The organism is Streptacidiphilus sp. EB103A, from assembly GCF_041261405.1.
Taxonomy (GTDB): Bacteria; Actinomycetota; Actinomycetes; order Streptomycetales; family Streptomycetaceae; genus Streptacidiphilus.
On sequence record NZ_JBGCAQ010000016.1, the window covers coordinates 14,006 to 38,810 of the forward strand.

Below are 24,805 nucleotides of genomic sequence, written 5' to 3' on the forward strand. Positions count from 1 at the left end.
ACCCCGGCGCTGCCACCGGGTACGGCCAAGTCGGTGGCCACATCGACGGGCGGGCCGATGGGTAGGGTGGGGCCCATGTTGTCTGAGCTGCGGGCTGTCCGGTATGTGACGCCGCTTCGGGAGGGCGGCTCGCTGCCGGGGCTGGTGGAGGGCAGCGACGGCGGGCTCTGGGTGGCCAAGTTCACCGGTGCCGCGCAGGGGCGGAAGGCGCTGGTCGCCGAGGTCGTCTCCGGCGAGCTGGCCCGTCGGCTCGGCCTCCCGGTGCCCCGGCTGGTGACGGTCGAGGTCGATCCGGTGCTGGTGCTGGGCGAGCCGGACGAGCGGGTGCAGGAGCTGGTGAAGGCCTCCGGCGGGACCAATCTGGGGACGGCCTTCCTGTCCCGCGCCCTGGGCTATGACCCGCTGGCCTTCCCGGTGGACCCGGTGACGGCCGGGCGGGTGCTCTGGCTGGACGCGCTGATCGGCAATGTCGACCGCTCCTGGCGCAACCCCAATCTGCTGGTCCGCCAGGGCGAGCTGTGGCTGATCGACCACGGTGCGAGCCTGATCTTCCATCACAACTGGCCCCGCGCCGCGGCGGCCGTGGACCGGCCCTACGACGCCTCCGACCATGCGCTGCTGCGGTTCGCGCCGGACGTCGCGGCCGCCGACGCCGCACTGGCCGGGCTGGTGACCGAAGAGCTGCTGCGCGAGGTGCTGGCGCTGGTCCCCGAGGTCTGGCTGGAGGACGAGCCGGGCTTCGCATCGGTGGCCGAGGTCCGGGAGGCCTATGTCGCCCAGCTCGCCGGGCGGGTGTCGGGTACGCGGAACTGGCTGCCGGAGGTGGCGTCGTGACGGAGCAGGTGACCGAGCGGGTGACCGAGTACGTGTATGAGTACGCGCTGGTCCGGGTGGTGCCCCGGGTCGAGCGCGGCGAGCAGCTGAACGCCGGGGTGCTGGTCTACAGCCGCCAGGCCGGGCTGGTCCGCGCGGTGATCCACCTGGACGAGGAGCGGCTGCTGGCGCTGGACCCGGGCGCGGACGTCGCGGCGGTGCGCAGCGCGCTCGCTGCCGTCGCTGCCGTCTGCACCGGTGGCGCGGCCGCGGGGCAGGCGGCGGGGGACGACCCGGGACGCCGTTTCCGCTGGCTGACCGCGCCGCGCAGCACCGTCGTCCAGCCCGGTCCGGTGCACTGCGGGCTGAGCGCGGACCCGGCGGCCGAGGCCGACCGGCTGCTGGACCTGCTGGTGCGCTGACAGCGGCCCCGGCCGACCGAGCGCCGACCCAGCCCCGGCCGACCGCTCCGACCTGGACTGTTAGGCTTGCGAAACGTGACCGCCAAGCCGAAGATCCCCAATGTCCTCGCCTCCCGCTACGCCTCCGGCGAGTTGACCCGTCTGTGGTCCCCCGAGCACAAGGTCGTCCTGGAGCGGCAGCTGTGGCTGGCCGTGCTCAAGGCGCAGGCCGACCTGGGGGTCGAGGTTCCGGCAGGGGCCGTCGCCGACTACGAGCGGGTGCTGGACCAGGTCGACCTGGCGTCGATCGCCGAGCGCGAGCGGGTCACCCGGCACGATGTGAAGGCCAGGATCGAGGAGTTCAGCGCCCTGGCCGGCCATGAGCAGATCCACAAGGGTATGACCTCACGCGACCTCACCGAGAACGTCGAGCAGCTGCAGATCCGCCAGTCCCTGGAGCACGTCCGCGACCGCACCGTCGCGCTGCTGGTCCGGCTCGCCGCGCTGGCCGCCGAGCACGGCGAGCTGGTCATGACCGGCCGCTCGCACAACGTCGCCGCCCAGGCCACCACCCTTGGCAAGCGCTTCGCCTCGGCGGCGGACGAGATCCTGGTGGCCTTCCAGCGCCTTGAGGAGCTCATCGCCCGCTACCCGCTGCGCGGCATCAAGGGCCCGGTCGGCACCTCCCAGGACATGCTGGACCTGCTCGGCGGCGACCAGGACAAGCTAGCCGACCTGGAGCGCCGGGTCGCCGGGCACCTCGGCTTCCAGCAGGGCTTCACCAGCGTCGGCCAGGTCTACCCGCGCTCGCTGGACTACGACGTGCTCTCCGCGCTGGTGCAGCTGGCAGCGGGTCCGAGCAGCCTCGCCAAGACCATCAGGCTGATGGCCGGGATCGAGCTGGTCACCGAGGGCTTCAAGGAGGGCCAGGTCGGCTCCTCGGCGATGCCGCACAAGATGAACACCCGCAGCTGCGAGCGCGTCAACGGCCTCGCGGTGATCCTGCGCGGCTACGCCTCCATGGTCTCCGAGTTGGGCGGCGACCAGTGGAACGAGGGCGACGTCTCCTGCTCGGTGGTGCGCCGGGTGGCCCTGCCGGACGCCTTCTTCGCCTTTGACGGCCTGGTCGAGACCTTCCTGACGGTGCTGGACGAGTTCGGCGCCTTCCCCGCCGTCATCGCCGCCGAGCTGGACCGCTACCTGCCGTTCCTGGGCACCACCAAGGTGCTGATGGGCGCGGTCCGGGCCGGCGTCGGCCGGGAGGCCGCGCACGAGGCCATCAAGGAGCACGCGGTGGCCTCCGCCCTGGCGATGCGGGCAGGGGTACGGGAGAACCAGCTGGTGCAGCGGCTCGCCGAGGACGAGCGGATCCCGCTCGACCGGGCCCAACTGGACGCGCTGCTCGCCGACCGGCTGTCCTTCACCGGCGCGGCGGCCAGCCAGGTCGCGGCGGTGGTCCGGCAGGTGGAGGCCGTGGCGGCCCACTACCCGGAGGCGGCGAAGTACACCCCGGGCGCGATTCTCTGACCCGGGCTCGGATCCGGTTTCGGTTTCGGTTTCGGTTTCGGACAAGCGGATGGTCCCCTGCTGGGGGGAGAGCAGGGGACCATCCGGGGCGGCGATCGGGAGTCCAGGGGGGAGTGGTGCCTCCCGGTCCAGCCGCACCCTACGCCTACCCGTACTGGGGCAGTGAAACCTAGAAGGTGCCTCAGATTTTTCTGAGCGGTCCGACGCCAACTCCCAAGGGAGGTCAGCGCCTCAGCGCGCGGCGATCCCGGGACTCCATCTCCCGGGGGACAACCCCCGGACCCCCGGCAGGAAAGACTCAGCGCGCCGCGATCCCCGGGAAGACCGCTTCGTCCAGGAACAGACCCACAGCCACGGCCACCGGGATGGCTATCAGCGCGCCGATCACGCCCATCAGCGCGCCGCCGACGATCACCGCCAGGATGGTGACCAGCGGATGCACCTCGATGGCGAACTTCATCGCCCTGGGCACGATCAGATAGTCCTCGGCGACCCGGAAGACGATGTAGAACACCGCCGTGGCCACCGCCACCGGGAAGGACACCACCAGCGCCACCAGCGACACCACGATCCCGCCGATGGTCGAGCCGACCACCGGGATCAGGTCCATCAGGCCCACGAAGACCGCCAGCGCCGCCGGGTAGGGCACGCCCAGGGCCAGCAGCCAGATCAGCGTGGCCAGGCCCGCGATCACCGAAGTGGCGACATTGGCCAGCATGTAGCGCCCGGTGCGCTGCAGCACCTCGTCGGTCATCACCTCGGCGCGCTCCCATCGGCTGCCGCGGACGAAACGCAGACAGAACCGCTTCAGGACGGGCAGGCTCGCCAGGAAGTACATGGTCAGGGTGATCACCAGGAAGAAGCCGGTGAGCGTGCTGATGAGCAGCTGCCCTGCCCCCATCAGGCCGTTCACGACCGTGCCCGCCCCGCTGCCGCCGAGCTGTGTCTTCACCTTGGCGATGAGGTGGTAGCGGTCCTCCAGCCGGCCCAGGAACGAGTGGTGGTCGTGGAGCTGCTGCAGCCAGGTCGGGATGATCTTCACCAGCGCGTTGACCTCGCTGGTCACCGGGGGCACGAACAGCGAGACCATCGAGCCCAGCACCACGACCAGGCCGACGATCACCGTCACCACCGCCCAGCGCCGGGACATCCCCCTGGTGGTGAACCAGCCGACGATCGGTTCCAGGCTGACCGCGATCACCAGCGAGAGCAGCACCAGCATCAGGATGTTCTGGATCTTCATCACGGCCTGCATCAGCAGATAGGCCGTCAGCAGGCCCAGCCCCAAGCGCAGTCCGATGCTGTACCAGGGGCGGGACTGCCTGTCGGGGCTCAGCCGCTCGGTGGTCTCCCGGTCGGGGGTCTCCTGCGACGGCATGTCGGCCTGGTCCGTGCTCACCGGTACTCCTTGATGTCGGGGCCCAGGGCCTGTGGAAGCAGGCCCCTACCCCGAATGGCCGGGTGCACCCGTGCGAACGGTAGCAACGCGGGGAAAGGTGTGTCGTTGGGTTTGCACAGCAGGGCTGATCTCGGACCTTGGGAGCACCGGATGACGATCGAACTGGGCCTGGCACTGCCCGGAGGGCGGCTGCCCGAACCCGCCGACCACCCCGACCGGCCACGGCTGCGGCGCGAGCACGACGCCTGGTTCCGGGAGCGGATGGCCGCGGTCGGGCTGCCGCTGGAGCACCGGCTGTTCCAGGAGTGCGAGGGCGTCAGCCTGATGTGCCGGGTGCTGCCGGGCGCCGACGCCGACCGGCTGCTGGGCATCTGCCTGGCGGCCTCGGTGCTGTTCCTGCTGGACGATGTGACGGACGGCGACTCGGCCGAGACCTCGCAGGCCGAACGCTATCTGGCGGTGCTGGGCGGGGCCTCCGCCGAGGGCGGTTCGGCACATCTGCGGCTGCTGGCGCAGACCCTGGAGCGGGTCCGCCAGGGCGTATCGCCGCAGTTGTGGGCCCAGTTCGTCGCGGGCTTCTCCGAGGTGGTGCGGACCGCTGCGGTGAAGTCGGCCGCGCCGGTGGCCGACTACGCCGGATACCTCGCGGTGCGGCGCGCCGACGCCGCCTTCGACCTGGTCGGGGTCGCCATCGCGCACGGCCTCGGGCTGGAGGGCGAACGCGACCCCGGGCCCTCCGCCGACGAGCTGGCCGACTTCCTGGACGCGTGCTTCGAGCACACCATCCTGGTGAACGACCTGCTCTCCTACCGCAAGGAGTACGTCCTGGACGAGCCGATGAACGCGGTGGGCGTGCTCTGCCGCACCCGCGCCCTGGGCCTGCAGCAGGCGGTGGACGAGCTGTGCGCCCGGCTGGCCGGGGCCGAGGACGCCTTCTTCGCCGAGGCCGACCGGCTGCGGGCCGGCTACGGCGGCCGTCCGGGGCTGGAGCCGTACCTGGAGGCCTGGGGGCTGATGCTCAGCGGCAATCTGGCCTGGTCGCTGTCCTGCCCCCGCTACAACGGCCGGGACGGCGGCTGGCTGTGGGACGGGGCCGCCGGGACCCTGCCCGACCTGATGGTGCTGCACCCGGACCGCACCGAGTTCCGGGTCAGTACCGCTGCAGCCGTTCCAGCTCGCGGCGGTCGCGTTTGGTAGGACGGCCCGCGCCGCGGTCCCGCACGGCCACCAGCACGACCTCCTCGCGCGGCGGCCGCGGCGGGCTGGTGTCCACATAGCACTCGGCGGCGACCGGGGCGCCCACCCGCTTGCGCACGATCTTCGCGACGGTGACGATCCGCTCGTAGCCGCCGCTCTCGCGCACCCGGACCTCGTCGCCCGCGCGCACGGTCTGGGCCGGCTTGGCCCGCTCGCCGTTCACCCGGACATGGCCCGCCTTGCAGGCGGCCGCGGCCAGCGAGCGGGTCTTGGTCAGCCGTACCGACCAGATCCAGCTGTCCACCCTGACCGTGCCCTGGTCGGACGCGGCTGGGGGTCCCGGGGGAGTCGTCATCTCGTCGCAGTCCCAGTACTCAGTAGTCCCCGTACTCGTCAGTCCAGGTAGTCGCGCAGCACCTGGGAGCGGGAGGGGTGGCGCAGCTTGGACATGGTCTTGGACTCGATCTGGCGGATCCGCTCGCGGGTGACGCCGTAGACCTTGCCGATCTCGTCCAGGGTCTTCGGCTGGCCGTCGGTGAGCCCGAACCGCATCGAGACCACGCCGGCCTCGCGCTCGGCCAGGGTGTCCAGCACCTCGTGCAGCTGCTCCTGGAGCAGGGTGAAGCTGACCGCGTCGGCCGGGACCACGGCCTCGGAGTCCTCGATCAGGTCGCCGAACTCGCTGTCGCCCTCCTCACCGAGGGGGGTGTGCAGCGAGATGGGCTCGCGGCCGTACTTCTGGACCTCGACGACCTTCTCCGGGGTCATGTCGAGTTCCTTGGCCAGCTCCTCCGGAGTCGCCTCCCGGCCCAGGCTCTGCAGCAGCTGGCGCTGCACCCGGGCGAGCTTGTTGATGACCTCGACCATGTGCACCGGGATGCGGATGGTGCGGGCCTGGTCGGCCATGGCCCGGGTGATCGCCTGCCGGATCCACCAGGTGGCGTAGGTGGAGAACTTGAAGCCCTTGGTGTAGTCGAACTTCTCCACGGCGCGGATCAGGCCGACATTGCCCTCCTGGATCAGGTCCAGGAACAGCATGCCGCGGCCGGTGTAGCGCTTGGCGATGGAGACGACCAGCCGGAGGTTGGCCTCCAGCAGGTGGTTCTTGGCCCGGCTGCCGTCCTCGGCGATGATCTCCAGCTCGCGGCGGAGCTCCGGGGTCAGATCCTCGTCACCCTCGGTCATGGCCAGGGCCAGCAGGCCGGCCTCGATCCGCTTGGCGAGGACGACCTCCTGCTCGGCGTTGAGCAGCGGGACCTTGCCGATCTGCTTGAGATAGTCCTTGACCGGGTCCGAGGTGGCCCCGGCGACGGTCACCAGCTGCGCGGGAGCGTCGTCCTCGTCCTCGTCGGAGACGGTGAAGACCTCCTGGCCGGTCGGCTCGGCAGCCTCGGACAGATCAGCCTGCTCCGGCTGCTCGGTCTGCTCCACGGCTTCCGGCATTGCCTCGGAATTCTTCCCGGCAGCTTTCACGGGCTTTTTCCGTACGGGCGCGGAAGTCTTGGCAACGGCCACCATCAGCGCTGTGCCTCCCTCATAGGACCTGCTCGAGGCTGCGCAGGACACGCATCCGGCGCTGCATACCAAGCAGCACCGATGGGTTTATCGGCGTACCGCACATATTCGTTACATCGGCGAAAGAGTGATGTGTCGCACACCCCCACTGTACGGGAACGCGGGCGCGGATCTGTGCCCCGCATGGACGCAGGGTGACGCCGATACGGCCAGTCGGCCAAGTCTCGGCCCGGCGTCTCGACGGTCGTCCCCCCAGCTGGGGACACTGCGGGGGTGGGTAACGACACTCTGCTTGCTCTGGTGGTCGTCACGGCTCTGGCCTTCGACTTCACCAATGGATTCCACGACACGGGCAATGCCATGGCGACGTCCATCGCCACCGGCGCCCTCGGCCCCAGGACAGCGGTCGCGCTGTCCGGAGCACTCAATCTGGTCGGTGCCTTCCTCTCGCTGAGCGTCGCGGCGACCATCGCCAGCGGCCTGGTGGCCACCAACCTCGTCACTCTCACCGTGGTCTTCGCCGGACTGGCCGGGGGCATCATCTGGAACCTCCTCACCTGGTTCCTGGGGATCCCCTCCAGCTCCTCGCACGCGCTGATCGGCGGGGTGGTCGGTTCGACCATCGCCGCGGCGGGCGGCCACGCGGTCAAATGGCACGGACTCGTCCAGAAGGTGATCATCCCGGCCGGGCTGTCGCCGGTCATCGCCGGGCTGGTCGCCGCGACCGGGACCTGGCTGGTCTACCGGATCAGCCGCGGGGTGCACCCCAAGGCCCGCAGCCACGGCTTCCGGATCGGCCAGATCGGGTCGGCCTCGATGGTGTCGCTGGCCCACGGCACCAACGACGCCCAGAAGACCATGGGCATCATCACCCTGGCGCTGATCGCCAACGGCAGCCTGCACTCGGGCGCCAAGGCGCCGTTCTGGGTGATCCTCAGCTGTGCCATCGCCATCGCCCTGGGCACCTATATGGGCGGCTGGCGGGTGATCCGGACCCTCGGCAAGGGGCTGGTGGAGATCGAGTCCCCCCAGGGGATGGCCGCGGAGTCCTCCTCGGCCGCGATCATCCTGCTGTCCAGCCACTTCGGCTACTCGCTGTCGACCACCCATGTCGCCACCGGGTCGATCCTGGGCACCGGCGTCGGCAAGAAGGGCGCCGAGGTCCGCTGGAGCGTCGCCGGGCGGATGGCCGTCGCCTGGCTGTTCACCCTGCCGGCCGCCGGGCTGGTCGGCGCGGGCGGCTACGGGCTCGCGCACGTCATCGGCGGCAACGCCGGGATCGTGGTGGTGCTGGTGCTGCTGCTCGCGGTGGCCGGGCTCATCTACGTCAGGTCCCGCCGCACCGCGGTGAGCCACCAGAACGTCAACGCGGAGTGGACCGGAACGGTCGCGCCCCCGAGCGAGAAGCCGAAGGAGGTCGCGGCGGTATGAACGCCTGGATCAATCTGCACGCCCTGTGGCAGATCGTGGTGTTCGGCCTGCTGGCCGGCGCCGGACTGCCCGCGCTGTTCGCCGTCGGCCTGCGCGCGCTCAGCCTCCCCGGCGGCGGGGCCGGGACCGCGTCCGCCACGACGGCCGGCGCGGACGACGACGACCGGGTGGTCGGCGGCAGCACGCTGGGCCTGGCCGTCGCCGTGCTCTGCTTCGCCGTGGTCCTGGCCGCGGTGGGCTGGGGCATCTACCTGATCGTCGCCGCGACCTGACACCGGTCGCACCACTCGTTCGAAGGAGGGGCCAGGCAGATGCCCTTGCCACCCGTACTGTCATCCATTGTGGGCTGGCTCCGCGCCGGCTATCCCGAGGGAGTTCCGGAGCGCGACTACGTTCCGCTGTTCGCGCTGCTCGCCAGCCAGTTGACGGAGGATCAGGTCTCCTCGATCATCGAGGAGCTGGTCGGCGGCAGCGACCCGATCACCGCAAGGGCCATCCGCGAGGCTGCCGAGAGCACCGCCGCCGGCCCGCTCGCCGACGCCGATGTGGCCCGGGTCAAGGCCAGGCTGGCGGCCGGCGGCTGGCCGCTGGCCCGACCCGGGGCCTGACCGAGGTCGTTCCGATCGTTCCCTGCCCCGGCTGCCGTGGCCGCTGCCGCCGTCAGCGCAGCAGCAGCTTCTGCATCCGGGGCAGGGCGATCCGCAGCCCGAGTGCGCCCATCAGCAGCAGGTACACCACCGGGAGGAGCAGGGCCGTCCCGGGGTGGCCGAGAGCGGGCAGCCGGATCAGCTGGATGCTCTGGTACAGCGGGAGGCACTCCACCGCGATCTGGATCGGCCTGGGATACACCGACAGCGGGTAGAAGGTGGTCGCGAACAGGAACATCGGCAGCATCGCCAGCTGGATGAACTGGAAGTCCGCCCAGGTACGCAGACAGGTGACCACGGCCAGGCCCACCGAGGCGAAGGCGAAGCCGACCAGTGCGGCGCCGGGGACCACCAGCAGGATCCAGGCCGAGTGGACCAGGCCGAAGGCGCCGACCACGGCGAGGAAGCCGGCGGTGATGAGCACCCCGCGCAGCAGCGCCCAGCACACCTCGCCGACGGCGACGTCGTACACGGTCATCGGCGTGGCCAGGATGGAGTCGTAGACGCGCTGCAGCTTCAGCTTGGCGAACATGTTGAAGGTGGTCTCGTTCATCGCGCCGTTCATCGCCGCGGTGGCCAGCAGCGCCGGGGCGACGTACACCGAGTAGCCGATGCCGCCTCCTCCCGAGCCGGTGCCGCCCAGGCCGGGGACGTGCCCGACCAACTGGCCGATGCCGACGCCGATGGTCAGCAGGTAGAGCATCGGCTCCAGCACCTCGGCCAGCAGCAGGTACCAGGTGTGGCGGTAGATCAGCAGATTGCGTTCGATCAGGAGCAGGGCGGGCACGATCGGCTCCCTATCCGTTCAGCCGGCGGGTGAAGGTACGGCGGGCGGCCAGGTAGCCCATCAGGACCAGGGCGGCGAGGTAGCCGGTGTGCAGAGCGGTGCCCGGGGCGGTGGCGGTGCCGGCGACGATCGAGCGGCACAGCTCGATGCCCTGGTAGAGCGGGGTGCAGGCGATGACGGCGTGCAGCCGGCTGGGCAACTGGTCGGTCGAGAAGAAGGTCCCGGAGAACATGTAGAGCGGCATCAGCACGAAGCGGAAGACACCGTTGATCCGGGCCTGCCGGGTCACCGTGACCGACCAGGCGGCGACGGGTGCGCAGAAGGCCATGCCGGTGAGGGCGGCCGCGGGTACCAGCAGCAGGGCGCGCAGTGGACCGGTGATGCCGAAGGCGGCGACCACCGCGCTGAACGCGGTGGCGCTGAGGGCCAGCCGGAAGGCCATGAACAGCAGATGGCCGCCGAGGATGTCGGTGGGGCTCATCGAGGTCGCGGCGGCGGCACGGTAGTTGCCCTGCGGGCGGGCCGACTGGAACACCGGTCCGGCGGCCTCGATGAAACCGGTCTGCATGGCCATCGCGGCCAGCAGCCCGGGGGCGAAGAAGGCGACATAGGAACTGCCGTGCAGGTAGCCGCTGCCGCCGCGGTCCACCAGCTTGCCGAGTCCGGCGCCGATCGCGGCCAGGAACAGCAGCGGGTTGGCCACGCTGATCACGACGGTGCCGCGCCAGGTGCGGCGGTAGCGGTGCAGCCAGTAGCTGAACTCCCGCAGCAGCGGGGGCGGGGCGGGTCGCGCGTCGGGTCGCGCGGCGGGACGTCGGAGTGTGGCCGAGACCATGGGATCCTCCCTTCCGGGCTTCTAGTCGACGAGGGTGCGGCCGGTCAGGGTGAGGAAGACGTCCTCCAGCCCGGCTCGGCGGACCAGCGCCGTGATCGGGACGATGCCCCGGGCGTGCACCGCGGCGAGCGCGGTCTCGCCGTCCTCGGTGTAGAGCAGCAGCCGGTCCGGCAGCGGCTCCAGGCGGTCGGCGAGGCCCTGCAGCTTCTCCGCCGTCACGGCCTGGTCGCCGGGCGGGAGCCGGAGCTCCAGCACCTCACGGCTCGCGTGCGCCTCGATCAGCTCCCGTGGCGTCCCCTCGGCGACGATGCGTCCGCCGTCCATGACCACCAGGCGGTCGCAGAGCTGTTCGGCCTCGTCCATGTAGTGGGTGGTCAGGATGAGGCTGACGCCCTCGGACTTGAGCTGGTAGAGCCGCTCCCAGAGGAGGTGGCGGGCCTGCGGGTCCAGGCCGGTGGTGGGCTCGTCGAGAAGCAGGATCTCCGGCTCGTTGACCAGGCCGCGGGCGATGGTGAGCCGCCGCTTCATGCCCCCGGAGAGGGCTGAGACCTGCTCGTCCGCCTTGTCGGAGAGCCGGGCGAACTCCAGCAGCCGGTCGGCGCGTTCGCGGACCACGGCGCGGGGCAGGCCGAAGTAGCGGCCGTAGATCAGCAGGTTCTCACGGACCGTCAGTTCGTCGTCCAGGGTGTCCTCCTGGGGGACCACCCCGATCCTGGCCCGGATCTCGGAGCCGTGGGTGGCCGCGTCCAGGCCGAGCACCCGCAGCGAGCCGCCGCTGAGCGGGGAGACGCAGCTGATCATGCGCATGGTCGAGGACTTGCCGGCGCCGTTCGGTCCCAGGAAGCCGAAGGCCTCGCCGGGGACCAGGGTGAAGTCGATGCCGTCCACGGCGGTGAGGCCGGAGGGCTGGTAGACCTTGCGCAGCCCCCGGGCCTCCACCAGGGGTGCACTCCGATGCTCTGTCAACGCGCTGTCTCCCTCGGCGCCGTCCGGTCGTGCGGGTAGCTGTGAAGCTAGGGGGAGTCGACAGATGCTCGCAATCTATTTACAGCATAGAGAAAATACACGACGCTTTGACTGTTCACCGCCCACCCAGCCGTGAGGAACACCCCCATGCCACTGTCACGAAGGACGTTCATGGCGTCCGTGCTCGGAGGAACAGCCGTCATCGCGGTGACGGGCAGTCAGTTGCTGCGCGCCGCGGACGCCGCGGTCGCCCCGGCGGCCAGCCCCGCCGGCGACGTGGTCGGCAAGATCACCGTCGGCTACCAGGGCTGGTTCGCCTGCATCGGGGACGGGGCCCCGATCAACGGCTGGTGGCACTGGAGCCAGAACTGGTCCCAGGCGCCGTCGACCAGCAACAACGCCATCAAGGCCTGGCCGGACATGCGCGAGTACACCCACGGCTACCAGACCGGCTACGCCAACCTCAACAACGGCCAGCCGGCCACCCTGTTCTCCTCCTACGACCAGCAGACCGTGGACACCCACTTCCTGTGGATGCAGCAGAACGGCTGCGACACCGCCGCACTCCAGCGGTTCAACCCCAACAGCAGCGAGGGCCCGACCCGCGACGCCATGGCCGCCAAGGTGCGGAGCTCGGCGGAGACGTACGGCCGCAAGTTCTACATCATGTACGACGCCACCGGCTGGACGAACATGCAGTCGGAGATGAAGGCCGACTGGACGAACAAGATGTCGGCCCACACCGCGTCCAGCGCCTACGCGCGCCAGAACGGCAAGCCGGTGGTCTGCATCTGGGGCTTCGGCTTCAACGACGCCAACCACCCCTGGGACGCGGCCACCTGCCTGGACGTCATCAACTGGTTCAAGGGGCAGGGCTGTTACGTCATCGGCGGGGTGCCGAGGGAGTGGCGCACCGGCACCGGCGGCTCCCGGACCGGCTACCTGGGCACCTACCACGCGTTCAACATGATCTCGCCGTGGATGGTCGGCGCCATCGGCAATGCCGCCGACTCCGACTCGGTCTACCAGAACATCAACATCCCCGACCAGGCGGACTGCAACGCCAACGGCATCGACTACCAGCCCTGCGTACTGCCGGGCGACGTCTCGGGCAACCAGCGCGCCCACGGCGACTTCATGTGGCGGCAGTTCTACAACATGGTCAGAGTCGGCGCCCAGGGCATCTACATCTCCATGTTCGACGAGTACGGCGAGGGCAACCAGATCGCCAAGACGGCCGAGACCCAGGCGGGCGTCCCCGCGGGATCCGGGCTGCTCGCCCTGGACGCGGACGGCACGCCCTGCTCCTCGGACTACTACCTGCGGCTCACCGCCGACGGCGGCCGGATGCTCAAGGGCCAGATCGCGCTGACCGCGACCCGCCCCACCTCGCCCACCGCCTCCGGCGGACCGACCACCCCGCCGCCGACCACCCCGCCGCCCACCACCGACCTGGCGCTGCACCAGCCCACCTCGGAGAGCAGCCACACCCAGGTCTACAGCAGCGGCAACGCCGTCGACGGCGACCCCAACACCTACTGGGAGAGCGCCAACAACGCCTTCCCGCAGTGGATCCAGGTCGACCTCGGCAGCGCCAGGACGGTCGGTCGGATCGTGCTCACCCTGCCGCCGTCCACGGCCTGGGGGACCAGGACGCAGACCATCACGGTGTCCGGGAGCACCGACGGCTCCTCGTTCGGCACCCTGCTCGGCTCCGCCGGCTACACCTTCAACCCGGCGAGCGGCAACACCGCGACCGCCACCCTGCCCGCCGGCAGCAGCACCCGGTACCTCCGACTCACCTTCACCGCCAACACCGGCTGGCCCGCCGGGCAGGTCTCCGGGCTTCAGGCGTACGCCTCCTGACGGGAGTTCAACTGCGCCGAAATTTCTCGGATTTCATTGATCCTGGGCCAATCCGGGCGCGTAACAGCTACGAACGCCTCGCGGAACGCCCCGGCTGAGGGCCTTCCTCCGCGATCGGAACTGCTTCGAGCCCAGGGGGATCCATGGATCGGTGGTCGATCGGAACGCTGTACGGCCCCCAGTACCGGGACGGCTACCGCGCCTTCGTCGACGACGAGTGCGCGACCTGCCACGGCACCGGGCGCACCCGCAGCGGTGCGCCCTGCCTGCCTTGCGGGGTGCTGATGTCGCCCAAGCAGCGGGAGACCGCGGCCAGGCTGCGGCTGGCCCCGCCGCGGCTGTACCTGTGCCGCTGAGACGGTGCCGCTGAGGCTTGTGCCGCTGCGGCGGTGCACCGTGGCGGTTCCGGAACCGCCGCCGCTGCCGGGGGGCAGACAGACGGTCAGCTTTGCTTCATTGTCATGTCACGGCCTATACATGCGGCGCCGCCAGAATGGTCTAGTCCGGTCGCGCGGCGGTGCCGCGCTCCGCTCCAGTCCAGGAGGCAGCATGTCCCGCCCCACCCGCCGTACTCTGCCGTTCCTCGCGCTGCTCGCCGCGGCGCTGCTGGTGCCTGCGAGCACCAGCAGCGCCGTCGACACCGGATCCCTCGGCGAGGCCGGCGCCACCACCGTCGGCATCCACAACACCTACGACCCCAGCGCCTTCCCCTACCTGGCGCAGGCCCTGGACACCGGCACCTCCATGATCGAGCTGGACGTCTGGGACGACTTCTTCACCAAGGAGTGGAAGGTCAGCCACTCCAACCCGTTCGGGAACAGCAACAACTGCGTGGACGCGAGCAGCGCCGCCCAGCTGTACAGCGGTGGCGCCAACAAGGACCTGGGCAGCTGCCTGGACGACGTCAGGGTGTGGCTCGCGGCGCACCCCGGCCACGCCCCGCTGATGATCAAGATCGAGCTGAAGGCGGGCTTCCAGGCCACCTACGGGCTCGGCCCGACCCAGCTGGACCAGACGATCGCCGCCCACCTCGGCAGCGACGTCTTCCGCCCGGCCGACCTGCTGGCCAAGCCCGGCGGCGGGCAGTACGCCACGCTGGACGCGGCGGCCCAGGCGAACAACTGGCCCAGCCGCAACGCGCTGGCCGGGAAGGTGATCCTGGAGATCATCCCCGGCACGTTCGAGGAGTCCAATCCCACCGACACCCTGTGGACCGACAAGGAGTACGCCCAGCACCTCAACGCCCTGTCCGCGGCCGGGCAGTTGGGCCAGGCCCAGATCTTCCCCGCGGTCCACAACGCCCAGGCCGGCGACCCCCGTACGCGTTACTCCGACACCACGCTGCGGCCCTGGTTCGTGGTCTTCGACGGCGACGCCTCGACCTACCTCAACGGCAGCATCGACACCTCCTGGTACGACACCAACCACTATCTGCTGCTGATGACCGACGCCCAGAACGTCCCACCGGCCATCGACGACGCCAACCCCACCCAGGCCCAGGCCGAGGCCAAGGTGGCGCAGTTGGCTGCCGCGCACGCCAGCGTGGTCTCCAACGACTGGACCAAGCTGCCGGCCGTCCAGGCCGAGGCTCTGCCCCGCGGCTGACGCCCGGTCGGAGCGTGGGAGCCGCCCACCGCTAAGCGTCGCGGTGGGCGGCGGCGGCCTCGTCCCGGCCGAGCAGATCAATGGCGAGTTCGCGCATCTCCACCTTGCGCACCTTGCCGGTGACGGTCATCGGGAAGGCGTCGACGACATGGACGTAGCGGGGGATCTTGTAGTGCGCGAGGCGGCCTTCGCAGAAGGTCCTGATCCGCTCCGCGGTGAGCGGCTCGGTGTCCGGGCGCATCACGATCCAGGCCATCAGCTCCTCGCCGTACCTGCTGTCGGGAACGCCGATCACCTGGACGTCGGCGATGTCGGGGTGCGTGTAGAGGAATTCCTCGATCTCGCGCGGGTAGACGTTCTCGCCTCCGCGGATCACCATGTCCTTGATCCGGCCCACGATGTTGAGGTAGCCCTCGGCGTCCATGGTCGCCAGGTCGCCGGTGTGCATCCAGCGCGCCGCGTCGATCGCCTCGGCGGTCTTCCCGGGCTCCTGCCAGTAGCCGAGCATCACCGAGTATCCGCGGGTGCACAGCTCCCCGGGCTCGCCGTGGCGCACTACCAGGCCGGTGACCGGGTCGGTGAGCTTCACCTCAAGGTGCGGCAGCACCCGGCCCACGGTCCCGGTGCGGCGGGCGAGGCTGTCGTCGCGCAGCGTCATCGTCGAGACCGGGGAGGTCTCGGTCATGCCGTAGCAGATCGCGATCTCGGCCATGTGCATCTCGTCGGCCACCCGCTTCATCACCTCGACCGGGCAGGGCGAGCCCGCCATGATCCCGGTGCGCAGCGTGGTCAGGTCGAACTCGGCGAAGCGCGGGTGGCCGAGTTCGGCGATGAACATGGTGGGCACGCCGTACAGCGAGGTGCACCGCTCGGCCTGGACCGCGCTCAGGGTCGCCCCGGGGTCGAAGCCGGGCCCCGGCAGCACGATGCAGGCCCCGTGGGAGGTGGCCGCGAGACACCCCATCACCATGCCGAAGCAGTGGTACAGCGGCACCGGCAGGCAGACCCGGTCCTGTTCGGTGTAGCCGACGCCCTCGGCGACGAAGTACCCGTTGTTGAGGATGTTGTGGTGCGAGAGCGTCGCGCCCTTGGGGAAGCCGGTGGTTCCGGAGGTGTACTGGATGTTGATCGGGTCGTCGAAGGCCAGGCCGGCCGCCCGTTCGCGCAACTCGGCCGGGTCGAGGCCGCGCCCCGCCGCCAGCAGTTCGTCCCAGTCGGGCCCGCCGATGAACAGCGTGTGCCCGAAGCCGGTCTGCGCGATCATCGCGCGGTAGTCGCTGGTCCGAAACGCCACCGCGCTGATCAGCAGGCTGAGACCGGACTGGCGGATGACGTAGTCCAGTTCGTGGGTCCGGTACGCCGGGTTGATGTTGACCAGGATCGCGCCGATCCGCGCGGTGGCGTACTGGGTCAGCACCCACTCGGCGCAGTTCGGCGCCCAGATCCCGACCCGGTCGCCCTTCGCGATGCCGCGGGCCAGCAGGCCGCCGGCCACCTCGTCGACGGCCGCGTCGAACTCGCCGTAGGTCCAGCGCCGGCCCGCGGCCACGTCGACCAGCGCCTCGCGGTCGGCGTGGCGCTCGGCGGTGCGCCGGAGATTCTCGCCGATCGTCTCCCCGAGCAGGGGCACCGCGCTGGTTCCCGAGGTGTAGGAGAGGGCCGTGCCGCTCGAACCGGAAGCATCCATGCTGAAAGCATCGGCCGAAGCGGGCCGGACCACTACCCCCGTTCAGGGGTAGCCGCAGGCCACGGGTCCCGTGCCATGCTGAGGACGTGGCGGTCGACCGACGTCCGGCAGCAGTGGCGGTGCCGGAACACGAAGCGCTGCTGCGGGCTGCCCTGGGACGGCTGAGCCGGGCCACGGACCTGCCGGTCGCGTTCGGCGGCGCCGTCTCGCGCGGCGGCCGACAGGTGCGGCTGACCGGGTTCGTCGGAACCCGCACGGGGGCGCTGCGCGATCTGGTCATCGCCTCGGGCGCGGGTCTGGGCGGCCGGGTCCTGCTCAGCGCCCGACCGGGCAGCGTGCACGACTACGCCGCCGATGCGCGGATCAGCCACGAGTACGACAAACCGGTGACCGCCGAGGGCCTGCGCGCGCTCGCGGCAGTGCCGGTCGTCGCCGGGGACGCGGTGGCGGGGGTCCTGTACGTCGGGATCCGCGAGCCACTGACCCTGGGCGCCCGGGTGCTCGACGCGATGGTCGCGGTCGCCACCCGGACCGGGATCGAGCTGACCGTGCGCTCCCAGGTCGAGCAACGCCTGGCCGAACTGGAGACGGCCACGGCGACGCGGTCGGCCCGCGAGACGCACCCGGCGCCCGAGTGGGAGCAGGTCCGCGAGGCCCACGCGGAACTGCGCTCGATCGCCCGCGACATCACCGACCCGGACCTGCGCCAACGCCTCGAATCGGTCTGCGACCGGCTGACCGCCCCGCACCCCGACCGCCCCCGCGCCAGCCCGCTCTCACCGCGCGAGTTGGACGTGCTGACCCTGGTCGCCCTGGGCTGCGGCAACGCGGAGGCGGCCCGGCGACTCGGCCTGCTCCCGGAAACCGTCAAGAGCTACCTGCGCAGCGCGATGCGCAAGCTCGGCACCCACAGCCGCATGGAAACAGTGGTCGCCGCCCGCCGCGCCGGCTTCCTGCCCTGACGATCCACTTGCCCGGGATCCATATGCGCAGAGTGATCAGATGTGCACATTTGGGTAACCAAGGGTCTTGACGGTTGTGCGCCGCTTGGGCGATGGTCGTAGAAGCCTGCAGAACTGGCCGACAACGGAGGGCGTCATGCCGCTAACGTTCATCGCCAAGGATCCGAACACCAACGGGGAGAACTGCCCGACGGTATGGGTAGACCCGGAGACGCAGGACCTGGTTGTCCAGGGCTGGAAGGCCGACGAGGTGACGCAGTCGGAGTGCCTGACCTCCGGCCCGATCCCGGAGACGGAAGCGGTTGTGCGGTTGCCTGCCCGGATGGTGGCCGCCATCAGGGAGGCATGCAATGTCGCAGAAGGTTCCGCCGTTCGCTGAGATGCTGGCGAAGTGTCAGCACTCCGCCGTGCACCTGGAGATGCGCGACATCTACGGCGTGGCCGAAGAGGATCAGGACTTCGCCGCGTGGAAGGCTGGGCATCGCCACGACCCGGCCGACCGCGCGGCATGGTGGAACCCATTCCTGACGCTTGTCTCCGAAGCCGTGGCGCGCGGCGTGGAGTTCCGTCGCGCCCGTGTGGTGTCCGAGCCGGTCTCGGACTACATCCGCTACGAGCACTCGTGCACATTCCAGAACATCGCGGCCGGGGAGGTGGTCCGGTGGCTTCCACGTCGCCGAGCGTCCGACCTGCTGCTGCCGGGCAATGATCTGTGGATTTTCGACGACAGCGTGGTGCGCTTCGGCCTGTTCTCAGGTGACGGTGCTTTCCTGGCAAACGCGGTGAGCGATGATCCGGCGGTGGTGAAGCGGTGCGCTGACGCCTTCGAGGCGGTCTGGGAGAGGGCTACCCCGCACGAGAACTTCCGGATCTGACAGCGCCCTAGTCACATGACTCGTTCCCCGTCGCCCAGTGTCCAGGCCGCCCGAGACGCGCTTGCTGCGCGCCTTCGCGAGATCCGCCAGGACGCCGGACTGTCCGGGCGGGAGCTTGCCGAACAGGCGGGCTGGTACCCGTCCAAAGTGTCCCGCCTGACGAACGGCACGACTCCGCCGTCGGATGCGGATATCCGGGAATGGTGTCGCATCTGCGGCGCCGACGACCAGGTGTCCGACTTGGTCGCCGCTTCCCGCGCCGCTGATTCGATGTACCTGGAGTGGCGGCGGGTCCAGCGGACCGGGCTACGACGGCTGCAGGAGTCACGAGTCCCCCTGTACGAGCGCACACGGCTGTTTCGGGTGTACTGCTCCAACGTCGTTCCCGGGCTGTTCCAGACGGATGCGTACGCCACGGCGCTGCTCAGCTCGATCACACGGTTCCACGAGACGCCCGACGACGTGGCGGAGGCCGTTGCCGCGAGGCTCACCCGTTCCCATGTCGTTCGCGAGGGAAATCACCGATTCTCGGTGCTGGTGGAGGAATCCGTCCTTCGGTACCAGGTCGGAGACGCGGAGGCCATGGCCGGCCAACTCGGCTACCTGCTCGCTCTGATGTCGTTCCCGGCGGTCTCCCTGGGGGTGGTCCCATTCCGACGATCGCGCGACATGTGGCCGTTGGAGGCGTTCAACATCTTTGACGATCAGCGTGTCCATGTGGAACTACTCACGGCCGGAATCACGGTGACCGCACCGGGGGAGGTGGCGCAGTACGTGAGGGCACACACCGAGCTTGCGGAGATGGCCGTCTACGGCGCAGGGGCCCGGGCTCTTATCACGAGCGCCATCGACGCTATCGAGTGATTCGCGTGGAATTCCGTGGAACTTCCTCGCGCTGCCGTACCGCCAATCCCTAGCGTCTTGAACGGAGACGTAAGAGGCGGGGAGCGGGGCGTATGTGGTTCTACACGGCAAGGCCAAGCACATGCTCAGCATGTCGTCGGACAGATGAGTGCGTGAGCGTGCGTGACGGGCGGTGCTGGAGCTGCTGCGGCATCGTTCGGATTCAGCCTGTTTCCATGGTCAAGCACCCTTTGCAGCTGCCGCAGGCGGTGAACGGGTGAGCACACACGAGGATCTATCCGTCGGTTCGTACGTCGTGGACACCCGCGACAACCGAACAGCCCTCGTGAGGGCCATTGTTGACGGTCGCCTGCACTTGCGGACACCTGTCGGCGCCCTTGAATGGCAGGCCATGCCCGCCCATGTGCGCCCGGCTACCGATAGTGAGGCCCTGTCTGCCCGCGTCGCCGAACGGAACGCCGCGAGTATCCGGAGTCTGGGGCCGGCCTGGTGAGCACCCCTGACGCCGCTCAGCCCGCTCTTTTCCGGGGCGGGCCTGCACGGTCCGACCACTTCCACGCAAGGAGGTTCGCACCATGAGTGAGACCGCAACGCCCCTGTCGGCGGGCATCGACCCGCGCACCCTGATCCGGCCGGAGATCCGGAGCCTGATCATCACCACCATGCGGGCGCAGTTCCCACAGGTGACCGAGGAGCACGCAGAGTTGGGCGTGGGCCAGATGGCTGCGTTCCTCACGGTCTGCGCGACGGCGGAGCGCCCGCTGAGCCCGTCCCCGGAGGTGGACGACTACTGGCACGCGTTCGTCCTCAACACCGAGGCGTACATGACGTGGTGCACGGAGATGTTCGGCAAGATGGTGCACCACAAGCCGGGCTACCTCAACCCGGAGGAGCACGGCGGCGGCAAGGTGCTGCGCGCTCGTGCCATCGACGCCATCGCGGAGTTGGGATTCGTGCTCGAACCCGACTTCTGGCCGGAGATCGAACTGGCGCAGTGCTCGCAGTGCCACGCCAACTGCTCTGACAGTCCGTTCACCGGGAAGTAGAACGGGCTGACCGTCAGTCTGGCCGGTGCTTCCGTGAGGGAGTGCCGCCCGTCCCGTGCAGGCAAAGGAACGCATCTGTGTTGTCGCAGCGAACGGACTGGGCCCAGCTCCCCGACAAGGCACGGGAGGCAGTGCAGGAACACACCGGTCCGGTGCTCAGCGCCCGGAGCGCCGAAAACGGGGTCATGGCCGCTTTCGCGAGCATGTTGGATACTCGGACTGGTCTCGTTTTCGTCAAGGCGACCCCGTCCGACAGCCCGCTTGCCTGGACCTACCGCCATGAGGCACGGGTAACCGAGGCCGCACCTGTCGCGCCGCCGCTGCTCTGGCAGGCCGAAGGCGGGGGTTGGCTGCTCTACGGATACGGTGCGCTGGTCGGCAGGCATCCGAGCTTCGCCCCCGGCTCCCCGGACCTGCTGCCGGTCGTCAAGGCGCTGTCAACCGTGGCCGAGCTGCACTGGCCCGTGGAGATCAGCAAGAAGCCACTGAGTGACCGGCTGGCGGGCTTCATCCCAGCTGGCGGGGAAGGGGCGCTTGACGGTGCGTCGCTCTCCCACACGGATGCCGGGGAGTTCAACCTCCTCGTCACGGGCTCCGGGGTTCGGCTGCTGGACTGGGCACTGTCCTGCCCGGGGCCGGCTTGGGCGGACACGGCGCTGTGGGTGCCCCGAATGATCGCGGCGGGTCACACGCCGGAGCAGGCGGATTACGTTGCCCGGCAGGTCCCGGCATACCGGGACGCGGACGCGGAACGGCTGGGCATCTTCGCCCGGACGGTGCACGCATTCTGGACAGCGCGCACTCGTGAGGCCCCGCTACCGCAGCGAGTCAAGCTCACTGAGGCGGCAGAGCGCTGGGCACTCACAACGCGTCTTCGAGGTTGAGAATGCGCCTCCGAAGTTGCGCGCTGCAAAGGGCGTCGACCAGGACCGTGGGTCAGTAACGACAGTAGAGTTCGCAGCCCCGTCCGTCCGTTTCACGTCCAGTTCCGGCCGTGTCCTGGCCAGTTGGCTCACAGGGCTGTCGGTGGTGTGACGATCATCGAGAGCAGGCGGTCGAGGGAGCGGGCGAAGACGGTGTCGGCGTCGGGCGGTGGCCCGTCGCTGCCGGCGGCGAGCGCGGCAGCCAGGTGGGGGTAGTGACCGGTGGTGATGACGCCGGTCAGGTAGGTGACCATGTCGGTCTGCCACTGAGTGCTCGCGCCGCCGGCCGCGGTGTGCTCCCATTGCGCGTACTGGCAGACGAAGCCGTTGAGCTGGGCGAACATCTCCATCTTGGTGCCGCCGTCCCAAGCGGAGTCGGACAGGGCGGCGAGGAAGAACTCGGTGCAGCGCAGGGAGTTGGGCCCCATCGAGGGCCGGGTGATGCACAGCCCGGGCAACCAGGGGTGCCGTCGCATAGCGGCCAGCATCTCGCTGGCCAGCGCGGTGAGGTCGGTACGCGGGTCGCCTGACGGAGCGTCGGGGAGTGTGAACTCGCCGGCTGATGCATCGAGCATGAGGTCGAACAGGTGCTCCTTCTTGGGCACGTAGTTGTAGAGCGACATCGTCCCCGCGCCCAGTGCGGTGGCGACCTTGCGCATGGAGACCGCGTCCAGGCCTTCCGCGTCTGCGAGGGCGATCGCCGCTGAGGCGATCGCGGCGCGGCTGTGCGCCGGTTCCGGGCCCCGGCCGCTGCGTTCGGGGCGCAGCCAGATCATCCCCGGGGCACCCTTCGCGGGTACGGGGTTGGTGGGTGCGGGTCGGCTGGACGGCATTGCTGATCACCTCGAATCGCAAGTCTAGACACGTACGCCGTACGTAGTAGTAGTCTGACCACATCGCACCTCTACGTACACCGTACTTAGAAAGGTCTCCATGAGCCTGCCCGTGTACGACACCTCACGCGACGGCCCGGCCATCGCCGTCGAGGGCCTCTACAAGCGCTTCGGCAAGACCCACGCCCTGCGCGGGCTGGACCTGACTGTCCCCGCAGGAACGGTCTGCGGACTCCTCGGGCCCAACGGCGCGGGCAAGACCACCGCCGTGCGCATCCTGGCCACGCTCGCCGCGCCCGATGCGGGACGCGTCCGCGTCGCCGGGTTCGACGTCGTCCACCAAGCCGACCAGGTGCGCCGCAGCATCGGCCTGGCCGGGCAGCACGCCGCCGTCGAGGAGGGCATCACCGGCCGGGACAACCTCCACCTCGTCGGCCGACTGCACCACCTCGGTGCCCGCGGAGCCCGGCACCGGGCCGACGAACTGCTGGAGCGCTTCGGGCTCACCGAGGCCGCCGACCGGCTGGTGCGCACCTACTCCGGCGGCATGCGCCGACGCCTGGACCTGATCGCCAGCCTGGTCACCCAGCCCGCCGTGCTGTTCCTGGACGAACCCACCACCGGCCTGGACCCGCGCAGCCGCAACGCCATCTGGACCACCATCAGGGAACTCTCGGCCAGCGGCACCACCGTGCTGCTCACCACCCAGTACCTCGACGAGGCCGACCGGCTCGCCGACGACATCGCCGTCGTCGACCACGGCCGCCTCATCGCCTCCGGGCCGCCCGAGCAGCTCAAGTCCATGATCGGTACCAGGGTCGAGGTAACCCTGGAGGACGCCGCCCAGCTGGCCGCCGCGGCGACCGTCCTCGCCGCGCTCACCGGCGGCGAGCCGATCAGCGACCACGCCGACCGCCGAATCGCCGCAGTGACCGACCCGGGCCGCAAGATCACCCTGCCCCAGCTGATCCGTGAACTCGACACCGCTGGAGTGTCCGCCCTCGACGCAGCCCTCGGCCGCCCCTCCCTGGACGATGTCTTCCTCACCCTGACCGGTCAGAACACACACACGCAGGACGACAACGTCCTGGAGAGGACAGCCTGATGACCACCACCACCGCTGCCCCCGCGCGCGTCGGCCCGGCCGCGCGGCCGGGCCGCGTCCGCCATGCTCTTTCCGACACCGGAACACTCACCCTGCGCGTCCTGCTCTACTACCGCCACTCACCCGGCCTGATCGCCGCCTCGCTCGCGGCACCGCTGGCGATGCTGGTCGTGTTCGGCTACATCTTCGGCAGCGCCATGCAGGTGCCCGGCGGCGGCAGCTACCGCGAGTACCTGATGCCCGGACTGTTCGTCCTGGTCGCCGTGAACGGCGTCATGCCCAGCATGGTCGGCGCCGCCCGCGACATCGGACGCGGTGTCACCGACCGGCTGCGCTCCATGCCCATCTCCCGCCCCGCAGCCCTGTTCGGCCAGACCCTCGCTGACCTGATGGTCAGCGCGGTCGTCCTGGCAATGATGGTCGGCGTCGGCCTCACCACCGGCTGGCGCACCCATGACGGCCCCGCCCGCGCACTCGCCGCACTCGCACTGCTGCTGCTCTTTCGCTTCGTCATGAACTGGACTGGCATCTACCTGGGCCTCCTGGTCGGCAAGGAGGACATCGCCGGACAACTGTCCGTCCTCGTGTTCCCAATCGGCATGGTGACCAACGTCTTCGTCCCCACCGACGGCCTGCCGGACTGGCTGCGCGTCATTGCCGAATGGAACCCGATCAGCGCCGTGGCCGCCGCAACCCGCGACCTGTTCGGCAACCCGCAGCAGGTCACCGACGGCACACCGTGGCCACTGCACCACCCGGTCCTCGCAACACTGGGCTGGTCCACACTGCTCCTGGCCGTATTCGTCCCACTCGCAGTACGCAGGTTCACCACCCACCGCCGCTAAACGACCCTTGGCCCCCTGCTATCCCTGCGTTCGCCTGCGCGAACGTGACGAGGATGTCCAGCATCCGCGCTGCTGAGCAACGACGACGGAGGCCACGTGCACGCTGATCTGGACACCCTCGTGACTGCGCTTAACGTCACGACGACGAGATCAGGGGAACTCGAAGCGTGGGAAGACTCCCGTTGCTGAGCGATCCCGAGATTGTCTGCTGGCCGTGGCCCAGGCCCTGCTGGGCTTCCACTCCGAGTCCCCGCTACTCGCGGTGGTAGGGGCCGGCGAGCGGGGCGAGCCGGCACGGCGAAGAACATGACACGCCCGACCGGCCCACACCGGGTGCCTGAAGCGGCGCGGGAGGGGCACGCTGGGGGTATGAGCGACGACACCGCACCCCTCTCGTCACCGTCGGAGCACCACTTGATCGAGGTGGCCGGCTATCACGCCGACACCCGTTTTCGGCTTGTCAGGTTCAAGGGCATCGGTTGGGAACCACTCGCGGAGGACGAGTTCGAGCTGAGGGTACGGCAGGTCTTTCCCGACATCGATCTCGACGATCCCGAGCAGGTGTTCTGGACCGACCGTCCGAGGGAATGGCCCCGGTAGCCGGGGTCGGCGTTGGGGTTCGGTGGCACTCCGTAGTGCCGGGAGTGCAAGAGGTCAAGGTCACAGTTGGCTGATC

26 protein-coding genes and 1 pseudogene are annotated in these 24,805 nt (G+C 69.7%); 19 read left to right on the forward strand and 8 right to left on the reverse strand.

Going from position 1 to position 24,805, the window contains the following annotated elements; translation table 11 throughout:
• The first annotated feature begins 75 nt into the window (after nt 1-75).
• From ABH941_RS25565 to purB, 3 genes are all read left to right on the forward strand, one after another.
• On the forward strand, nt 76-834 hold the full coding sequence (locus tag ABH941_RS25565) for a HipA family kinase (RefSeq protein ID WP_370131820.1): 759 nt from the start codon (nt 76-78) through the stop codon (nt 832-834).
• Nucleotides 831-1,235: a DUF3037 domain-containing protein gene (locus tag ABH941_RS25570; RefSeq protein ID WP_370131821.1), complete on the forward strand. Its 405-nt coding sequence runs from the start codon at nt 831-833 to the stop codon at nt 1,233-1,235. The genes ABH941_RS25565 and ABH941_RS25570 overlap by 4 nt, the downstream gene beginning before the upstream one ends.
• Before the next feature lie 75 nt (nt 1,236-1,310).
• Nucleotides 1,311-2,741 carry an adenylosuccinate lyase gene (purB, locus tag ABH941_RS25575; protein WP_370131822.1) on the forward strand — a complete coding sequence of 477 codons (1,431 nt, stop codon included), beginning with the start codon at nt 1,311-1,313 and terminating at the stop codon, nt 2,739-2,741.
• A gap of 298 nt (nt 2,742-3,039) precedes the next feature.
• Here purB and ABH941_RS25580 read toward each other — a convergent pair whose 3' ends face one another.
• Nucleotides 3,040-4,140 carry an AI-2E family transporter gene (locus ABH941_RS25580; RefSeq protein WP_370131823.1) on the reverse strand — a complete coding sequence of 367 codons (1,101 nt, stop codon included), beginning with the start codon at nt 4,138-4,140 and terminating at the stop codon, nt 3,040-3,042.
• 150 nt (nt 4,141-4,290) lie between these two features.
• Between ABH941_RS25580 and ABH941_RS25585 the strand changes: the two genes are divergently transcribed.
• Complete coding sequence (locus tag ABH941_RS25585; protein WP_370131824.1) at nt 4,291-5,337, forward strand: hypothetical protein; 1,047 nt, start codon at nt 4,291-4,293, stop codon at nt 5,335-5,337.
• On the opposite strand, the gene ABH941_RS25590 is transcribed toward ABH941_RS25585, so the two are convergent.
• Both ABH941_RS25590 and ABH941_RS25595 read right to left on the reverse strand, forming a co-directional pair.
• The gene (locus ABH941_RS25590) at nt 5,291-5,692 is read right to left on the reverse strand and encodes an RNA-binding S4 domain-containing protein (RefSeq protein WP_370131825.1); all 402 of its coding nucleotides are present in this window, start codon (nt 5,690-5,692) and stop codon (nt 5,291-5,293) included. The two genes, ABH941_RS25585 and ABH941_RS25590, sit on opposite strands and share 47 nt — an antisense overlap.
• A gap of 38 nt (nt 5,693-5,730) precedes the next feature.
• Nucleotides 5,731-6,729, reverse strand: a pseudogene (locus ABH941_RS25595) (RNA polymerase sigma factor); the annotation flags it as partial.
• A gap of 396 nt (nt 6,730-7,125) precedes the next feature.
• On the opposite strand from ABH941_RS25595, the gene ABH941_RS25600 reads away from it, so the two are divergent.
• The 3 genes from ABH941_RS25600 to ABH941_RS25610 are packed head-to-tail and all read left to right on the forward strand — an operon-like array spanning nt 7,126 to nt 8,891.
• Nucleotides 7,126-8,283, forward strand: coding sequence for an anion permease (locus ABH941_RS25600; RefSeq protein WP_370131826.1), 1,158 nt, complete (start codon nt 7,126-7,128; stop codon nt 8,281-8,283).
• Entirely contained in the window at nt 8,280-8,555 is a 276-nt protein-coding gene (locus ABH941_RS25605) for a hypothetical protein (protein WP_370131827.1), read from the forward strand. The genes ABH941_RS25600 and ABH941_RS25605 overlap by 4 nt, the downstream gene beginning before the upstream one ends.
• Nucleotides 8,556-8,594: 39 nt before the next feature.
• Nucleotides 8,595-8,891, forward strand: a complete 297-nt coding sequence (locus ABH941_RS25610; RefSeq protein ID WP_370131828.1) for a DUF3349 domain-containing protein — start codon at nt 8,595-8,597, stop codon at nt 8,889-8,891.
• 52 nt (nt 8,892-8,943) lie between these two features.
• On the opposite strand, the gene ABH941_RS25615 is transcribed toward ABH941_RS25610, so the two are convergent.
• Genes ABH941_RS25615 through ABH941_RS25625 form a run of 3 tightly spaced genes read right to left on the reverse strand, consistent with a single transcriptional unit; the run spans nt 8,944 to nt 11,518 of the window.
• Nucleotides 8,944-9,717, reverse strand: coding sequence for an ABC transporter permease (locus tag ABH941_RS25615; protein WP_370131829.1), 774 nt, complete (start codon nt 9,715-9,717; stop codon nt 8,944-8,946).
• Nucleotides 9,718-9,727: 10 nt separating this feature from the next.
• Nucleotides 9,728-10,552 carry an ABC transporter permease gene (locus tag ABH941_RS25620; RefSeq protein ID WP_370131830.1) on the reverse strand — a complete coding sequence of 275 codons (825 nt, stop codon included), beginning with the start codon at nt 10,550-10,552 and terminating at the stop codon, nt 9,728-9,730.
• Between the two features lie 21 nt (nt 10,553-10,573).
• Nucleotides 10,574-11,518: an ABC transporter ATP-binding protein gene (locus tag ABH941_RS25625; protein ID WP_370131831.1), complete on the reverse strand. Its 945-nt coding sequence runs from the start codon at nt 11,516-11,518 to the stop codon at nt 10,574-10,576.
• Between the two features lie 147 nt (nt 11,519-11,665).
• On the opposite strand from ABH941_RS25625, the gene ABH941_RS25630 reads away from it, so the two are divergent.
• From ABH941_RS25630 to ABH941_RS25640, 3 genes are all read left to right on the forward strand, one after another.
• Complete coding sequence (locus ABH941_RS25630; protein ID WP_370131832.1) at nt 11,666-13,384, forward strand: discoidin domain-containing protein; 1,719 nt, start codon at nt 11,666-11,668, stop codon at nt 13,382-13,384.
• A gap of 143 nt (nt 13,385-13,527) precedes the next feature.
• On the forward strand, nt 13,528-13,740 hold the full coding sequence (locus ABH941_RS25635; RefSeq protein ID WP_370131833.1) for a hypothetical protein: 213 nt from the start codon (nt 13,528-13,530) through the stop codon (nt 13,738-13,740).
• Nucleotides 13,741-13,933: 193 nt separating this feature from the next.
• Nucleotides 13,934-14,989, forward strand: coding sequence for a phosphatidylinositol-specific phospholipase C domain-containing protein (locus tag ABH941_RS25640; RefSeq protein WP_370131834.1), 1,056 nt, complete (start codon nt 13,934-13,936; stop codon nt 14,987-14,989).
• 31 nt (nt 14,990-15,020) lie between these two features.
• On the opposite strand, the gene ABH941_RS25645 is transcribed toward ABH941_RS25640, so the two are convergent.
• A complete protein-coding gene (locus tag ABH941_RS25645) occupies nt 15,021-16,676 on the reverse strand; it encodes an AMP-binding protein (RefSeq protein ID WP_370131835.1) in 1,656 nt (551 codons plus the stop codon).
• 86 nt (nt 16,677-16,762) lie between these two features.
• Here ABH941_RS25645 and ABH941_RS25650 point away from each other — a divergent pair, with 86 nt between their 5' ends.
• The 6 genes from ABH941_RS25650 to ABH941_RS25675 all read left to right on the forward strand — a co-directional run bounded on the left by ABH941_RS25650 (nt 16,763) and on the right by ABH941_RS25675 (nt 21,307).
• A complete protein-coding gene (locus tag ABH941_RS25650; protein WP_370131836.1) occupies nt 16,763-17,638 on the forward strand; it encodes a LuxR C-terminal-related transcriptional regulator in 876 nt (291 codons plus the stop codon).
• 67 nt (nt 17,639-17,705) lie between these two features.
• A complete protein-coding gene (locus tag ABH941_RS25655; RefSeq protein ID WP_370131837.1) occupies nt 17,706-18,017 on the forward strand; it encodes a hypothetical protein in 312 nt (103 codons plus the stop codon).
• Nucleotides 17,989-18,513: a DUF6879 family protein gene (locus ABH941_RS25660; protein ID WP_370131838.1), complete on the forward strand. Its 525-nt coding sequence runs from the start codon at nt 17,989-17,991 to the stop codon at nt 18,511-18,513. The genes ABH941_RS25655 and ABH941_RS25660 overlap by 29 nt, the downstream gene beginning before the upstream one ends.
• A gap of 15 nt (nt 18,514-18,528) precedes the next feature.
• Complete coding sequence (locus ABH941_RS25665; RefSeq protein ID WP_370131839.1) at nt 18,529-19,377, forward strand: helix-turn-helix domain-containing protein; 849 nt, start codon at nt 18,529-18,531, stop codon at nt 19,375-19,377.
• Nucleotides 19,378-19,952: 575 nt separating this feature from the next.
• On the forward strand, nt 19,953-20,423 hold the full coding sequence (locus ABH941_RS25670; RefSeq protein WP_370131841.1) for a hypothetical protein: 471 nt from the start codon (nt 19,953-19,955) through the stop codon (nt 20,421-20,423).
• A gap of 131 nt (nt 20,424-20,554) precedes the next feature.
• The gene (locus tag ABH941_RS25675; protein ID WP_370131842.1) at nt 20,555-21,307 is read left to right on the forward strand and encodes a hypothetical protein; all 753 of its coding nucleotides are present in this window, start codon (nt 20,555-20,557) and stop codon (nt 21,305-21,307) included.
• A 128-nt stretch (nt 21,308-21,435) separates the two neighbouring features.
• Here the strand turns inward: ABH941_RS25675 and ABH941_RS25680 are convergent, their stop codons facing one another.
• Nucleotides 21,436-22,179 (reverse strand): TetR/AcrR family transcriptional regulator, encoded by a 744-nt coding sequence (locus ABH941_RS25680; RefSeq protein WP_370131843.1) that lies wholly within the window; start codon nt 22,177-22,179, stop codon nt 21,436-21,438.
• 100 nt (nt 22,180-22,279) lie between these two features.
• On the opposite strand from ABH941_RS25680, the gene ABH941_RS25685 reads away from it, so the two are divergent.
• From ABH941_RS25685 to ABH941_RS25695, 3 genes are all read left to right on the forward strand, one after another.
• Nucleotides 22,280-23,284 (forward strand): ATP-binding cassette domain-containing protein, encoded by a 1,005-nt coding sequence (locus ABH941_RS25685; protein ID WP_370131844.1) that lies wholly within the window; start codon nt 22,280-22,282, stop codon nt 23,282-23,284.
• Nucleotides 23,284-24,129: an ABC transporter permease gene (locus tag ABH941_RS25690; protein ID WP_370131846.1), complete on the forward strand. Its 846-nt coding sequence runs from the start codon at nt 23,284-23,286 to the stop codon at nt 24,127-24,129. The genes ABH941_RS25685 and ABH941_RS25690 overlap by 1 nt, the downstream gene beginning before the upstream one ends.
• 369 nt (nt 24,130-24,498) lie before the next feature.
• A complete protein-coding gene (locus ABH941_RS25695; protein WP_370131847.1) occupies nt 24,499-24,729 on the forward strand; it encodes a hypothetical protein in 231 nt (76 codons plus the stop codon).
• Nucleotides 24,730-24,805 lie beyond the last annotated feature (76 nt).